The organism is Streptomyces sp. Isolate_45 (assembly GCF_024721315.2).
Taxonomy (GTDB): Bacteria; Actinomycetota; Actinomycetes; order Streptomycetales; family Streptomycetaceae; genus Streptomyces.
On sequence record NZ_JANFAK020000211.1, the window covers coordinates 1 to 12996 of the forward strand.

Annotated in this window: 12 protein-coding genes; 11 read left to right on the top strand and 1 reads right to left on the bottom strand. The window is 73.9% G+C overall.

The window, feature by feature from the left end:
• Nucleotides 1-96: 96 nt before the first annotated feature.
• The 8 genes from NOD94_RS36860 (at nucleotide 97) to hypE (ending at nucleotide 8588) form a co-directional block, all read left to right on the top strand.
• Entirely contained in the window at nucleotides 97-1575 is a 1479-nt protein-coding gene (locus NOD94_RS36860; RefSeq protein ID WP_281210596.1) for a hypothetical protein, read from the top strand.
• The gene (locus NOD94_RS36865) at nucleotides 1572-2123 is read left to right on the top strand and encodes a hydrogenase maturation protease (RefSeq protein WP_281210597.1); all 552 of its coding nucleotides are present in this window, start codon (nucleotides 1572-1574) and stop codon (nucleotides 2121-2123) included. The genes NOD94_RS36860 and NOD94_RS36865 overlap by 4 nt, the downstream gene beginning before the upstream one ends.
• Before the next feature lie 231 nt (nucleotides 2124-2354).
• Nucleotides 2355-2756, top strand: a complete 402-nt coding sequence (locus NOD94_RS36870) for a hydrogenase maturation nickel metallochaperone HypA (protein ID WP_281210598.1) — start codon at nucleotides 2355-2357, stop codon at nucleotides 2754-2756.
• Between the two features lie 3 nt (nucleotides 2757-2759).
• Nucleotides 2760-3593, top strand: a complete 834-nt coding sequence (gene hypB, locus NOD94_RS36875; protein ID WP_281210599.1) for a hydrogenase nickel incorporation protein HypB — start codon at nucleotides 2760-2762, stop codon at nucleotides 3591-3593.
• The gene (hypF, locus tag NOD94_RS36880) at nucleotides 3593-5980 is read left to right on the top strand and encodes a carbamoyltransferase HypF (RefSeq protein WP_281210600.1); all 2388 of its coding nucleotides are present in this window, start codon (nucleotides 3593-3595) and stop codon (nucleotides 5978-5980) included. The genes hypB and hypF overlap by 1 nt, the downstream gene beginning before the upstream one ends.
• Complete coding sequence (locus NOD94_RS36885) at nucleotides 5949-6302, top strand: HypC/HybG/HupF family hydrogenase formation chaperone (protein WP_281210601.1); 354 nt, start codon at nucleotides 5949-5951, stop codon at nucleotides 6300-6302. The genes hypF and NOD94_RS36885 overlap by 32 nt, the downstream gene beginning before the upstream one ends.
• The gene (hypD, locus tag NOD94_RS36890) at nucleotides 6299-7459 is read left to right on the top strand and encodes a hydrogenase formation protein HypD (RefSeq protein ID WP_281210602.1); all 1161 of its coding nucleotides are present in this window, start codon (nucleotides 6299-6301) and stop codon (nucleotides 7457-7459) included. Before NOD94_RS36885 ends, hypD begins: the two co-directional genes overlap by 4 nt.
• A gap of 115 nt (nucleotides 7460-7574) precedes the next feature.
• Entirely contained in the window at nucleotides 7575-8588 is a 1014-nt protein-coding gene (gene hypE / locus NOD94_RS36895; protein WP_281210606.1) for a hydrogenase expression/formation protein HypE, read from the top strand.
• 91 nt (nucleotides 8589-8679) lie between these two features.
• On the opposite strand, the gene NOD94_RS36900 is transcribed toward hypE, so the two are convergent.
• Nucleotides 8680-8847: a hypothetical protein gene (locus NOD94_RS36900; protein WP_281210607.1), complete on the bottom strand. Its 168-nt coding sequence runs from the start codon at nucleotides 8845-8847 to the stop codon at nucleotides 8680-8682.
• Between NOD94_RS36900 and NOD94_RS36905 the strand changes: the two genes are divergently transcribed.
• The 3 genes from NOD94_RS36905 to NOD94_RS36915 all read left to right on the top strand — a co-directional run bounded on the left by NOD94_RS36905 (nucleotide 8846) and on the right by NOD94_RS36915 (nucleotide 12894).
• Nucleotides 8846-9568: a GAP family protein gene (locus NOD94_RS36905; protein WP_281210603.1), complete on the top strand. Its 723-nt coding sequence runs from the start codon at nucleotides 8846-8848 to the stop codon at nucleotides 9566-9568. The genes NOD94_RS36900 and NOD94_RS36905 overlap by 2 nt on opposite strands.
• A 171-nt stretch (nucleotides 9569-9739) precedes the next feature.
• Nucleotides 9740-10411: an adenylate kinase gene (locus tag NOD94_RS36910; RefSeq protein WP_281210604.1), complete on the top strand. Its 672-nt coding sequence runs from the start codon at nucleotides 9740-9742 to the stop codon at nucleotides 10409-10411.
• An 860-nt stretch (nucleotides 10412-11271) separates the two neighbouring features.
• A complete protein-coding gene (locus NOD94_RS36915; protein ID WP_281210605.1) occupies nucleotides 11272-12894 on the top strand; it encodes an alpha/beta hydrolase in 1623 nt (540 codons plus the stop codon).
• Nucleotides 12895-12996 lie beyond the last annotated feature (102 nt).

Here is a 12996-nt window from a genome sequence, read left to right on the forward strand (position 1 = left end):
TCGATCGCGGCTCCCCGGCGCACCGCGCCCAGGTGGTAGAAGACGGCCGGGCCGCGGGCGTGGTCCACGTGACCCGCAACCACCCCGAGCCCGACCGTGACCACGACCACCTCGATCGCGTCGCCGGCGGCCCCCGGCGGGGAGACGCGCTTCGCGACCGCCCGGCAGGTGGCCGACGCCGTCCTGTTCGAGGGGTACGTCCTGTATCCGTACCGGGCATCGGCGGCGAAGAACCGGCTGCGCTGGCAGTTCGGCGTGCTCGTGCCCCCGGCTTGGGCCCCGGCGCACGAGGAGCACTCCTTCCAGCGGACCGAGCTGTTGATGGAGCCCCGGGGCGCCGCCAACCTCGCCCTGGAGCTGCGGTTCCTGCACGCGCAACGGCGCACCGTCCAACGGGCCGAGGCCGACGGCTCGTTCACCGCGACCGACGAACTGCACCTGGAGGACCGGGTGCTGGTGCCGTGGGACGAGGGGACGGAGGAGCGGGTCGTCCACGAGGTCCCGGTCGCCGAACTCCACGGAGAGGGGCTCGTGTTGCCCTTCTCCCGGCCCGCCCGCGAGGAAACCGAGGAGGTCGTGGACGCCGACGGCCGAACGGTGGGCCGGCTGGTGCGGCGCACCGAACGGGTCAGTGGTCTCGTGCGGCTCCGTACCACCGAACTCGACGGCCCCTACCGGGTGCTGAGGCTCACGGCGGTCGTGGAGAACACGAGCCCCTGGGCCCCGGACGGAGAACGCGACGCGCGCGAGGCCGCCCTGCCCCGGTCGCTGGTCGCCGCGCACCTCCTGCTGGGCCTCGACGCCGGGTCGTTCCTGTCGCTGACCGACCCGCCCGAATGGGCCGAGGCCGCTGTCGCCGACTGCGTCAACCTGCGGACCTGGCCCGTCCTCGCGGGCGACGGCGGTCGCGCCGACGTGGTGCTGTCGTCGCCGATCATCCTGGAGGACCACCCGGCCATCGCGCCGGAGAGCGCCGGGGCCATGTACGACGCCCTGGAGATCGACGAGATCCTCACCCTGCGCACGGCGGTCCTCACCGACCAGGAGAAGCGCGAGGCCCGCGGTACGGATCCCCGGGCGGCCGCGGTGATCGACCTCGCGGAGTCCATGCCGCCCGAGGTCCTGGAGCGGCTGCACGGAGCCGTCCGCGCGCTCCGGGAGGTCACCGGCGAGGCCCCGGCGGAGATCCGTGAACTCCCGGCGGAGGCCGGTGAACTCCCGCCGGAGATCCCTGAACTCCCGCCCGAGGAGGCGGTGTTCCGCCCGGACAGCCCGTGGTGGGATCCGGCCCGGCCGGACGCGCTCGACCCGGTGCCGGACCGGATCACGATCGACGGCGTCGCGGTGGGCGTCGGCAGCCGGGTGCTGCTGCGCCCCGGACTACGCCCGACCGACGCGCAGGACCTGTTCCTGCGGGACCGCCCCGCCCTGGTCGAGGCCGTCCTGCACGACGTCGACGGCGGAGTGCACCTCGCGGTGACGGTGGAGGGCGACCCGGGCGCCGACATCCGCCGCGAGCAGGGCCGGTTCCTGTACTTCCAGCCCGACGAGGTCTCCCCCCTGGAGGACGCGTGAGCGGCGCCGTCCTGGTCGCGGGCATCGGCAACGTCTTCCTCGGCGACGACGGGTTCGGCGTCGAGGCCGTGCGCGCGCTGTCGGCGCACCCCTTGCCCGACCACGTCGAGGCGGTGGACTTCGGGGTGCGCGGGGTCCACCTCGCCTACCAGCTCCTGGACGGCTACGACACGCTCGTCCTGATCGACGCCACCGCCCGTGGCGGGGCCCCCGGCACCGTGTACCTGATCGACGCCGGGGAGGCGGGCGCCGGACCGCCCGGCGGGGCCGTCCTCGACGGCCACCACATGTCGCCGGACTCGGTGCTGGCCCTGCTGGGCACCCTGTGCGCGGGCACCGGCTCCACCCCGCCGCGGCGCACCCTGGTCGTCGGCTGCGAACCCGCCTCGGTCGAGGAGGGCATCGGGCTGAGCGCCCCGGTGGCCGCCGCCGTACCCGAGGCCGTACGGACGGTCCTGGAGCTCGTCCGGGACGCCCCGCGTCCCGGGCCCGGCCCGGACGCGCAGACCACCGCGCACCCCGCGCGCGAACTGAGGAGGACCCCATGAAGAAGGCCTTCGTCGGCGGAGCGGCCGCCGCCGCGATCGTCGCCGTGCTCACGCAGCTGCTGCCCGACATCAGGCGCTATCTGCGGCTGCGCAGGATGTGACACCCCGCTGCCCACCGGCCGGCCGCCCCGGCGCACCCGAACGGCGTACGGGGCGTGCGGGGCGTCGGCGTGCCCGACCGCGGGTCCCGGGTCCTGCCGCTGTAATGAGCCCCGGCAGGACGGAGTCCCGATGCACGAGATGTCGATCGCCATGGCCGTCGTGGGCCAGGTGGAAGAGGCCGCCGAGGCGGGTGGGGCGAACGCCGTCACCCTTGTCCGGCTCCAGGTCGGGGAACTGGCCGGTGTGGTGCCGGACGCCCTCGCCTTCTGCTTCGAACTGGCCTGCGCCGGCACCGTCCTCGAAGGCGCCGAGCTGGTCACCGTGTCCGAGGCGGCCCGCGCCCGCTGCGCGGAATGTACGCACGAATGGGCGGTCGGCGTGCCGCCGCGATTGTGCTGCCCGGGGTGCGGCCGGGCCACCGGCGTGGAGCTGCTGTCGGGCCGCGAACTGCGGATCCTCAGCGTGACCTGGGAGGACGATCCGGGCGGCGACCCGGGTCGTACCCGCGAACCGATCTCCGAGGAGGCCTGAACCATGTGCCGAGTGGTGGACCTGCAACAGGCGGTGCTCGCCAAGAACGATCTGGCGGCCCAGGTGCTGCGCGCCGAACTCACCGCCCGCGGAACGAGCGTGGTCAACCTGCTGTCCAGTCCGGGCAGCGGGAAGACCGCCCTGCTGGAGCACGAGCTGCTGCTCGCCCGGGAACGGGGCGTGGCCGTCGCCGCGCTGACGGCAGACCTGGCCACCGAGAACGACGCCGTGCGGCTGGCCCGTTCCGGCGTACCGGTCAAGCAGGTGCTCACCGACGGGTTGTGTCACCTGGAGGCCGGAATGATGGGCCGCCACCTGGACGGGTGGCTGCCCGAGGAGACGCGGCTGCTGTTCGTGGAGAACGTCGGCAACCTGGTCTGTCCGGCCTCCTACGACCTCGGGGAGAACCTGCGGGTGGTGCTCGCCTCGGTCACCGAGGGCGAGGACAAGCCGCTGAAGTACCCGACGGCGTTCGGGCTGGCCCAGCTGGTGGTCGTCACCAAGACTGACATCGCGGAGGCCGTCGAATTCGACGAGGCGGCCTTCCGGCGGAACGTCCAGCAGGTCAACCCGGGGGTGGAAGTGGTGCTCACCTCGGCCCGCGCGGGTACGGGTGCGGGCCTCCTCCTGGACCGGGCCCTGGCCGTCGGCGCGGGAACGGCGCCGCACACACCGGTCATGGCCCGGACCCGGCACGAGCAGGGGCACGGGCACTCCCACCGACACGACGACGGACACGTGCACGACCACGACCACGACGGGGACGACGACCACCACCACGGCCCTGACGGGCGCGTCCACCCGCACGTCCACGACTCCGTGGCGCAGACCCGCTGATGGAGGCCGTGCAGCGCCGCCGGATCACCGTCCGGGGCGTGGTCCAGGGCGTCGGCTTCCGCCCGTACGTGTACACCCGCGCCACCGGGCTCGGCCTCGCCGGGCACGTCACCAACACGCCGGAGGGCGTCGTCGCCGAGGTCGAGGGATCGGCGGAGGCGGTGCTGCGGTTCTGCGAGCGGCTCGCGGCGGACGCCCCGCCGCTGGCCGTCGTGGACACCGTCGACCACTGGGCCGTGCCGGTCGCGGGCGGCTCCGGATTCACCATCGTCGCCTCCCGCACCGGGGGGCCCGCCCGGACGCTGGTCTCCCCCGACGTGGCCACCTGCGCCGACTGCCTCGCCGAGCTGGCCGACCCCGCCGACCGGCGTCACCGCCACCCCTTCATCACCTGCACGCACTGCGGGCCCCGCTTCACCATCGTCACCGGGCTCCCGTACGACCGGGCCCACACCACCATGGCCCGCTTCCCCATGTGCCCGGACTGTGCCCGCGAGTACGCGGACCCGGCCGACCGGCGTTTCCACGCCCAGCCGGTGGCCTGCCCGGCCTGCGGGCCCCGCCTGCGGCTGCTGTCCGGGCGACCGCCCCGCGAGGTGACCGGCGTCGACCCCGTCGCCGGGGCCCGTCGGATGCTGGCCGAGGGGGCGGTCCTCGCGGTGAAGGGGCTCGGCGGCTACCACCTGGCCTGCGACGCCTCCCACGCGGACGCCGTCGCCGAGCTGCGCCGCCGCAAGGACCGCGGCGACAAGCCGTTCGCGCTGATGGCCCGGGAGCTCGCCGACGTCGAACGGCTCGCGGTCGTCGGGACCGAGGAGCGGAGCCTGCTCACCGGAGCGGTCCGTCCCATCGTCCTGCTGCGCCGCCGCCGTGGGGCGACGGGTGTGGCGGAGGCGGTCGCGCCGGGCGGTCCCGACCTCGGTGTGATGCTCCCGTACACCCCCGTGCACCACCTGCTGCTCGGCCTGCCCGGCGACCCGGAGGGCCCCCGCCTGCTGGTGATGACCAGTGGCAACCTCTCGGGCGAGCCCATCGTCACGGACGACACCGAGGCCCTGGAGCGGCTCGCGGGCCTCGCCGATGCCTGGCTCACGCACGACCGGCCCATCCATGTGCCGTGCGACGACTCCGTGGTGCGCGTCTGCGGGGGCGAGCGGTTGACCGTACGCCGTTCGCGCGGGTACGCCCCCCTGCCCGTGACGCTGCCGGTCGAGGTACCGGCGAGCCTCGCCGTGGGCGGTGACCTGAAGAACGCGTTCTGCCTGGGCGAGGGCCGCCGGGCCTGGCTGTCCGCGCACATCGGCGACATGGACGACCTGGCCACCCGGTACGCCTTCGAGGGCGCGCAGCGGCAGTTGGAATCCGTCACCGGGGTCCGCCCCGCCCTGATCGCCGCCGACCGGCACCCCGGCTACCGCTCGGGCCGGTGGGCGCGGGAGCACGCGGACGGGCGCCCGCTGGTCCTCGTCCAGCACCACCACGCCCACGTCGCGTCCGCGATGGCCGAGCACGGCCTCGACGGCGGCAGGCGGGTGATCGGCGTCGCCTTCGACGGGACCGGGTACGGGGACGACGGCGCGGTCTGGGGCGGGGAGGTCCTGCTCGCCGACTACGCCGGGTTCAGCCGGTTCGCGCACCTCGCGTACGTCCCGCTGCCGGGCGGTGACGCCGCCGTGCAGCGGCCGTACCGGATGGCGTTGTCCCACCTGCGGGCCGCGGGGCTGGACCGGGACCCGGACCTGCCGTGCACGGCCGCCTGCCCGCCCGATGAACTTCGTGTGCTGGAACGCCAGTTGGAGCGAGGGCTGAACTGCGTGCCGACCTCCAGCATGGGCCGGCTCTTCGACGCCGTCTCCTCCTTGGCCGGCATCCGCCACCTCGCCGGGTACGAGGCGCAGGCGGCGATCGAGCTGGAGGCCGCCGCCCTGGAGGCGGGTACGGAGTACGGGGGCGGTTACGCCTTCGGGCTGCGGCGTCCCGCGGCGGGCGGCTCGGGGCCGGTCGTCGCCGACCCGGCGCCCGTACTGGCCGCGGTGGTGGCCGACGTACGGGCGGGCACGGCCCGCCCGGTGATCGCCGCCCGGTTCCACGCCGGGGTCGCCGCCCTCGTCGGCACGCTGTGCGGGCTCGCCCGCGACCGGCACGACCTGGACACGGTCGCCCTGACCGGCGGGGTCTTCGCCAACACCCTGCTCTCCGCGGCCTGCGCCGACGACCTGCGCGGGCGCGGCTTCACCGTCCTGCGGCACCACCGCGTCCCACCGAACGACGGCGGCCTGGCCCTCGGCCAGCTCGTGGTGGCGGGCACCGCGGGGGCCGCCCGGGCCACGGACCACCCACAGCAAGGAGAAGCCCATGTGCCTCGCGGTACCCGGCAGAGTGCTTGAGATCGGGGAGAAGGACGGCACCCGCATGGCCACCGTCGACTTCGGCGGGGTGCAGAAGGAGGTGTGCCTGGAGTACCTGCCGGACCTCCAGGTCGGCGAGTACGCGATCGTCCACGTGGGCTTCGCACTCCAGCGCCTGGACGAGGAATCGGCCCGGCAGACCCTGGAGCTGTTCGAGCAACTCGGGATGCTCCAGGAGGAGTTCGGCGACCCCTGGGAGATGGCGGCGGAGGCGGGCGGCGCTCCGTGGCCGTTCACCGACGACGAGCCCGCCGCGGACAGGGCGCACACCGAGGCCCGGCAGGAGGAGATCCCGCAGTGAAGTACATCGAGGAGTTCCAGGATCCGGAACTCGCCCGCAGGTTGCTCGACGACATCCACGCCACCGTCACCCGCCCCTGGGCGCTGATGGAGGTGTGCGGCGGCCAGACCCACACCATCATCCGGCACGGAATCGATCAACTGCTGCCTGATCAAGTCGAGTTGATTCACGGTCCGGGCTGCCCGGTATGCGTGACGCCGCTGGAGGTCATCGACAAGGCGCTGGAGATCGCCTCCCGCCCCGGCGTCATCTTCTGTTCCTTCGGGGACATGCTCCGCGTCCCCGGAACGGGCCGTGACCTCTTCCAGGTGCGCAGCGAGGGCGGCGACGTACGGGTGGTGTACTCACCGCTCGACGCGCTGAAGGTCGCGCAGCAGAACCCGCAGCGCGAGGTGGTCTTCTTCGGCATCGGGTTCGAGACCACGGCGCCACCGAACGCCATGACGGTGTACCAGGCGAAGAAGCTCGGCATCCGCAACTTCAGCCTGCTGGTGTCGCACGTCCGGGTCCCTCCGGCGATCGAGGCGATCATGCGTTCGCCGAGCTGCCGGGTCCAGGGCTTCCTCGCCGCCGGGCACGTGTGCAGCGTGATGGGGACGGGCGAGTACCCCGAGTTGGCCGCGCGCCACCGGGTGCCGATCGTGGTGACGGGCTTCGAGCCGCTGGACATCCTGGAGGGCGTCCGGCGTGCGGTGCGGCAGTTGGAGCGCGGCGAGCACACCGTGGACAACGCCTACGCCCGCGCCGTCCGCCCCGAGGGCAACCCGGCGGCGCTCGCGATGCTCGACGACGTCTTCGAGGTCACCGACCGGGCGTGGCGCGGCATCGGGGTGATCCCGGACAGCGGCTGGCGGTTGTCCTCGCGGTACCGGGAGTTCGACGCCGAGCACCGGTTCTCGGTGACCGGCATCACCACCCTGGAGCCTGCCGAGTGCCGCGCCGGCGAAGTGCTCCAGGGGCTGCTGAAGCCGCACGAGTGCGAGGCGTTCGGCACCCTGTGCACGCCGCGCAATCCGCTGGGCGCCACGATGGTGTCGAGCGAGGGCGCGTGTGCGGCGTACTACCTGTACCGGCGGCTGGACCTCCCGGCCGCGCAGAACGACCGGGTCACCCCGACCGCCCCGACCGCGCCGCTGGAGGCGAGCCCCGTTGCCTGAGACAGCACGACCCGACACCGCACGACCCGACACCGCACGACCCGAGACCGCACGACCCGACACGGTTCGGCCCGAGGCGGTCCTCGACGTCGCCGGTTGGACCTGCCCGGCGCCGCTGCGCGACCGCCCCAGGGTGGTGATGGGCCACGGCGGCGGCGGCGCCCTCTCGGCCGAGCTCGTCGAGCACCTCTTCGCGCCGGCGTTCGGCGGTGAGGTGCTGGCGCAGCTCGGGGATTCCGCGGCCGTCCGGCTCGGTGGGGTCCGGCTCGCCTTCTCCACCGACTCGTACGTGGTGCGCCCGCTGTTCTTCCCCGGCGGGAGCATCGGGGACCTGGCCGTCAACGGCACGGTCAACGACCTGGCCATGAGCGGGGCCGACGCGGCCTACCTGTCCTGCGGGTTCATCCTGGAGGAGGGCGTGGAGATCTCCACGGTCGCCCGGGTGGCCGAGGCCATGGGCGCCGCCGCGCGCTCGGCCGGGGTGGAGGTGGCCACCGGCGACACCAAGGTGGTGGAGGCCGGGCACGGCGACGGCATCTACATCAACACCTCCGGCATCGGGCTCGTACCGGCGGGCGTGGACCTGCGTCCGCAGCGCGTGGTCCCCGGCGACGTGGTGATCGTCAGCGGTGAGATCGGGCTGCACGGGGTCGCGATCATGAGCGTGCGCGAGGGCCTGGAGTTCGGGGTGGACGTCCTGAGCGACTGCGCTGCCCTGGGCGGTCTCGTCCGGAGCATGCTCGCGGTCACCCCGGACCTGCACGTCCTGCGCGATCCGACGCGGGGCGGTCTGGCGGCCTCCCTGAACGAGATCGCGGTCGCCTCCGGCACCGGCGTCGTCCTGCACGAGTCGCGGGTCCCGGTGCCGCCGGCGGTCGCCAACGCCTGCGCGATCCTCGGCCTCGATCCCCTGTACGTGGCCAACGAGGGCAAGTTGGTCGCCTTCGTGCCCCGGGAGCACGCCGAGGCCGTGCTCGACGCCATGCGCGCCCACCCGCTGGGCCGGCACGCGGCGGTGATCGGGGAGGCCGTGGAGGCCCATCCCGGTCTCGTCGTCGCGCGGACCGGCCTCGGCGGGACGCGGGTGGTGGACCTGCCGATCGGGGAGCAGCTGCCGCGCATCTGCTGAGCGCCGAGGAGCGGGTACGGGGCTCCGCGCCGCCGGGCGGAGCACGGCGGAGCCCCGTACCGGTCGGTGGCCGCCCGGGGCCGGGACGCCGTCAGACGCCGGCGGTCCGCGGGAAGAGGTAGTAGGCGATGCGCGGGGAGGGTTCACCGGTGCGGGCGAGGTCGATGACGGTGGCGTGGTCGTCGGGGAAGTCCTGGAAGCCGCCCGCCGCGTCGACGGCCGAGGTGAGTCCGAAGCGGTTGGGCCGTGGAGGGGCCATGACGAGCAGAGGGGTACCCGGCCATGCGCGCACCGGAACCGGGTCGGCGCCGGGGGCAATGGTGATCGGCGAGGTCCTGCCGATGGCAGTCGTGATCGCCGTCTCGCCGTTCACGGTGATCCCGGCCGTGTTCATGCAGTTCACGCCGCGGGCCAAGGTCACCAGCGGTGCCTTCCTGGCCGGGTGGGTCATCGGCGTGGCGGTGCCCGCGGTCCTGTGCGCCGTGCTGACCTCCTTGGTCCCGCTGGGCGAACGCGACCGGCCGTGGACGGACTGGGCGCGGATCGTGCTGGGCCTGTGCCTCGTCGCGCTGGGGGTCCGGCAGTGGCTGGTCAGGCACGGCAAACCCGCGCCGCGCTGGATGCGGCTCCTCAGCGAGGCGGGGCCCGGCCGGGCGTTCCGGCTCGGGGTGCTCCTCGCGGTGGCCAACCCGAAGATCTTCCTGTTGTCGGCGGCCGCCGGGCTGGCCGTCGGCGCCGCCGGTTCGTCGGCCGCCGGCGCGGGCGTCGGGCTGGCCGTCTTCACGGCCGTCGCGGCCAGTACGGTCGCCCTGCCGGTCCTGCTGCACACCGTGGGCGGTCCGCGCGTCCTGGGGCCGCTGGCGCGGGTCAAGCTCTGGCTGGAGACCCACGCGGCCGCGGTCATGGCCTGGGTGATCGTGGCCATCGGCGTGCTGCTGCTGGCGGAGGGGCTGGCCGGAGCCGTGCAGGGCGTGTCGTGAAGTCTCGCCCGGCCCGAGGCGCACCGTGGAACACGGTGACACCCGCGCGAAAAACAGCGAAGTGCCCGTTGTCCGCTGAAATAGCATGGGCGCGTCCACGCAGCCACGACGCCCGACCGCTCCGGATTCCGCGATCTCCCTGGCCACGCATGACGAAGGGACACCTCATCGATGCGCCTCCTGCTGATCGGGCCGCCCGGAGCCGGCAAGGGCACGCAAGCGGTGCGCCTCGCCACCCACCTGTCGATCCGGCACATCTCCACCGGTGACCTGTTCCGCGAGGAGATCGCGCGGGGCACCGAGCTGGGGCGGAACGCCGACCGGCACATCCGCGCCGGCCTCCTGGTGCCGGACGAGGTCACGGTCGGGGTGATCAGGGAGCGCCTTGCCCGCCCGGACACCGAGCCCGGGTTCCTGTTGGACGGCTTCCCCCGCAATCCCGCCCAGGCGGCGGAACTGGACGGCATCCTGGCCCGCACCGGGTCGGGGCTGGATGCCGTGCTCCACCTGGAGGTTCCCGACGCGGAGGTGATCAGCCGCATCGCGGGGCGACGGTTGTGCCGTGAGGACCCCGGGCACATCTTCCACGTCGATCACGACCCGCCCGAAGTCGCGGGAACCTGCGCCTTCTGCGGCGGTGAGCTGTACCAGCGGGACGACGACCGCGAAGCGACCGTTCGCAAGCGGCTGGAGGTGTATCGCGGCGAGACGGCACCGGTCCTCGACCACTATCGGGGCCAGGGGCTGGTGACCACCGTCTCGGCCCTCGGCCAGGTCCAGGAGGTACTGGACCGCGCGTTGACCGCCATCGGCAGGGCCGGTTCGACGCCTCGGACGCCTTGAGCCGTTGCCCTACCGCCGGGCCCTCTGGTCGGGCATCCGTCAGTCGGCTTCCAACGCCTTGGCGAGGGCGGCGCGCGAAGTGATCCCCAGCTTCGGGAAGATCTTGTACAGGCGCGCGCCGACCGGGCGATGCGCGCTTCCTGGCCGGTCAGCAGTCCCTGCCCGCCCGCGGCGGTTTCCACCGGGTGCCCGGCGGCCCGGAGTTCCTGGGCGCGGCGTTCCGCCGACGGTCCGGCCCGCAGGGTGCGGAAGGTGTGGTGGGCCTCGCTCAGGACGTGCCGGGCCTACCCCCGGTGGTGGCGCAGCCAGGAGCCGTGGGCCCTTCGCAGGCGGGCCAGTTCGAAGACCCACTGCTCGGCTCCGGGCACGGCGTGGGCGGCGCGGTAGCGGGCGTCGGCCTCCTCGTCGGCGGCGGCCAGTGCGGTGGCGGCGGGGACGAAGGTGCGGCACGAGGAATCCGTCCGCGCGGGCCCGTCGTTGGACCCGGTCGAGGGGGGCCGTCCTGCCGATGCCGGCCTCGCCGCGCAGCAGTGCGGCCGAACCGCCCCGTCCGGTGCGTGCGTTGTCCAACGCGGCCCTGAGGAGCGCCCGTTCGGTACGCCGACCCACGGGATCGTCTTCCGCGCGCATCGACATCGCCCCGCCCCCTCGTCCTGCGGGGCGGCGCCTCGGGACGAACCGCACTCGTGCGTAACATAGCTCGCTCTTGCACTCAATCCGCGCGGCGTGTCGGCCAGTTGTCCGGAATTCCGCTCATTCGCGAGGAGCACGGACGGCGCCCTGAGGGATGATTCGCCCGGCCGTCGATTGCCCCAGGGTGTGCAGGGAACCGCGTTCCTCATCGAAAGGATCGGCTCTTCGTGCGCACGAAACGCATCGCACCCCTGCTAGCCACCGCCGGACTCCTCGCCACCGCCCTGCCCCTCCTCACCGCCACCGGGGCGGCCGCCGAGCCGGCGCCCGACTACGGTGCGCGCAAGCCCGCTTGGCACCGGTGCAGCACCGACCAGCCGGCCTCGTACGAGTGCGCGACCATCAAGGTGCCGCTCGACCACCAGCGCCCTCGGGGGCGCACGATCGACCTGGCGATATCCCGGGTCAAGAGCGAGAACCCGGCGAAGCGGCACGGGGTCCTGCTGCTGAACCCCGGCGGTCCGGGCGGGCCCGGGCTCGGCCTGCCCCTGGAGTTCAGCGCGGCGCTCCCCAAGGAGGTCGGGGAGAAGTACGACCTGATCGGCTTCGACCCGCGGGGCGTCGGGGCCAGCAGCCCGATCACCTGCGGAATGACCGACGCCGAGCAGAACATCGACCGGCCGTACCGGCCGGCGACCTTCCCCTCGGACGTCGCGTGGGCGCGGACCGTCGCCGACAAGTGCCGGGAGAAGGCCGGCGCCCTCCTCCCCCACATCACCACCCGCAACACGGCCCGGGACATGGACGTCATCCGCGCCGCCCTGGGCGAGCGGAAGATCTCCTACCTGGGCTATTCGTACGGGACCCACCTCGGCGCGGTGTACACGCAGATGTACCCGGACCGCGCCGACCGCTTCGTGCTCGACAGCGGGGTCGACCCCGGGCGGATCTGGCGCGGCATGTTCCAGGTGTGGGCCACGGAGGCCGAGCCGGCCTTCGCCCGTTGGACCCGCTGGACGGCCGAACGCGACGCCGAGTTCGGGCTCGGCAGCACTCCGGGCGCCGTGTCCAAGTCGTTCTGGGACCTGGTGGCGCGGGCCGACCGCGAACCCGTCGAGTTCGAGGGAATGAAACTGACGGGCGACCGGATCCGCTCCGCGCGGCCGCTGTTCTTCACCCCCTCGGCGGCCGCGCCGCTGATCGCCGCGCTGAAGGCCGCCGCCGAGGGCCGTCCGGTTCCCCCGGGCACGGCCGTGCCCGACGCGAAGGCGGTGTTCGGTCCGGACCGGGTCAAGGCCGCCGCCGCGCCCGCCGCCACGATCTCGTCGAGCGGTCGTACGACCGCGCCCGAACCGGCGTCGGACAACGGCACCGCCGTCTTCTGGGCCGTGGTCTGCGCGGACACCGACGCCTGGCCGCGCGATCCGGGGCAGTACGCCCGCGACGCGGCCCGGGACAAGGCGAAGTACCCGCTGTACGGGGACATGGCCTCCAACATCAAGCCGTGCGCCTTCTGGCAGCGGCCCCTGGAGGCGGCCACTCCCATCACGAAGCGGGCGAACGTCCTGACCGTGCAGAACGAGTGGGACTCACAGACCCCCCTCGTCAGCGGACAGGGCCTGCACCGTGCGCTGAAGGGCTCGCGGATGGTCCTCGCGCGGGGCGGGGAGGGGCACGCCGTGTACCTCGCCGAGCCCAACTCCTGCGTGAACGCCCCGGTCAGCGCCTACCTGGCCACGGGCCGACTGCCCGGGCGGGACATCACCTGCCGGACGGAGCCGGCCCCCGCGGAACGCCGTGAGGCGCTCCCGGCGCCGTCCCCGTTCCCGAACGGCCCGCAGCGCTTCTGAGCGGGCGCGACCGGTCCGGGTCGCGCGATACCGGGAGCCGCTCCGGGCACCGTCCGCGTCACTCGCGGGCGGTGCCCGGCCCGCGCCCGCGGCGCGCCCGCC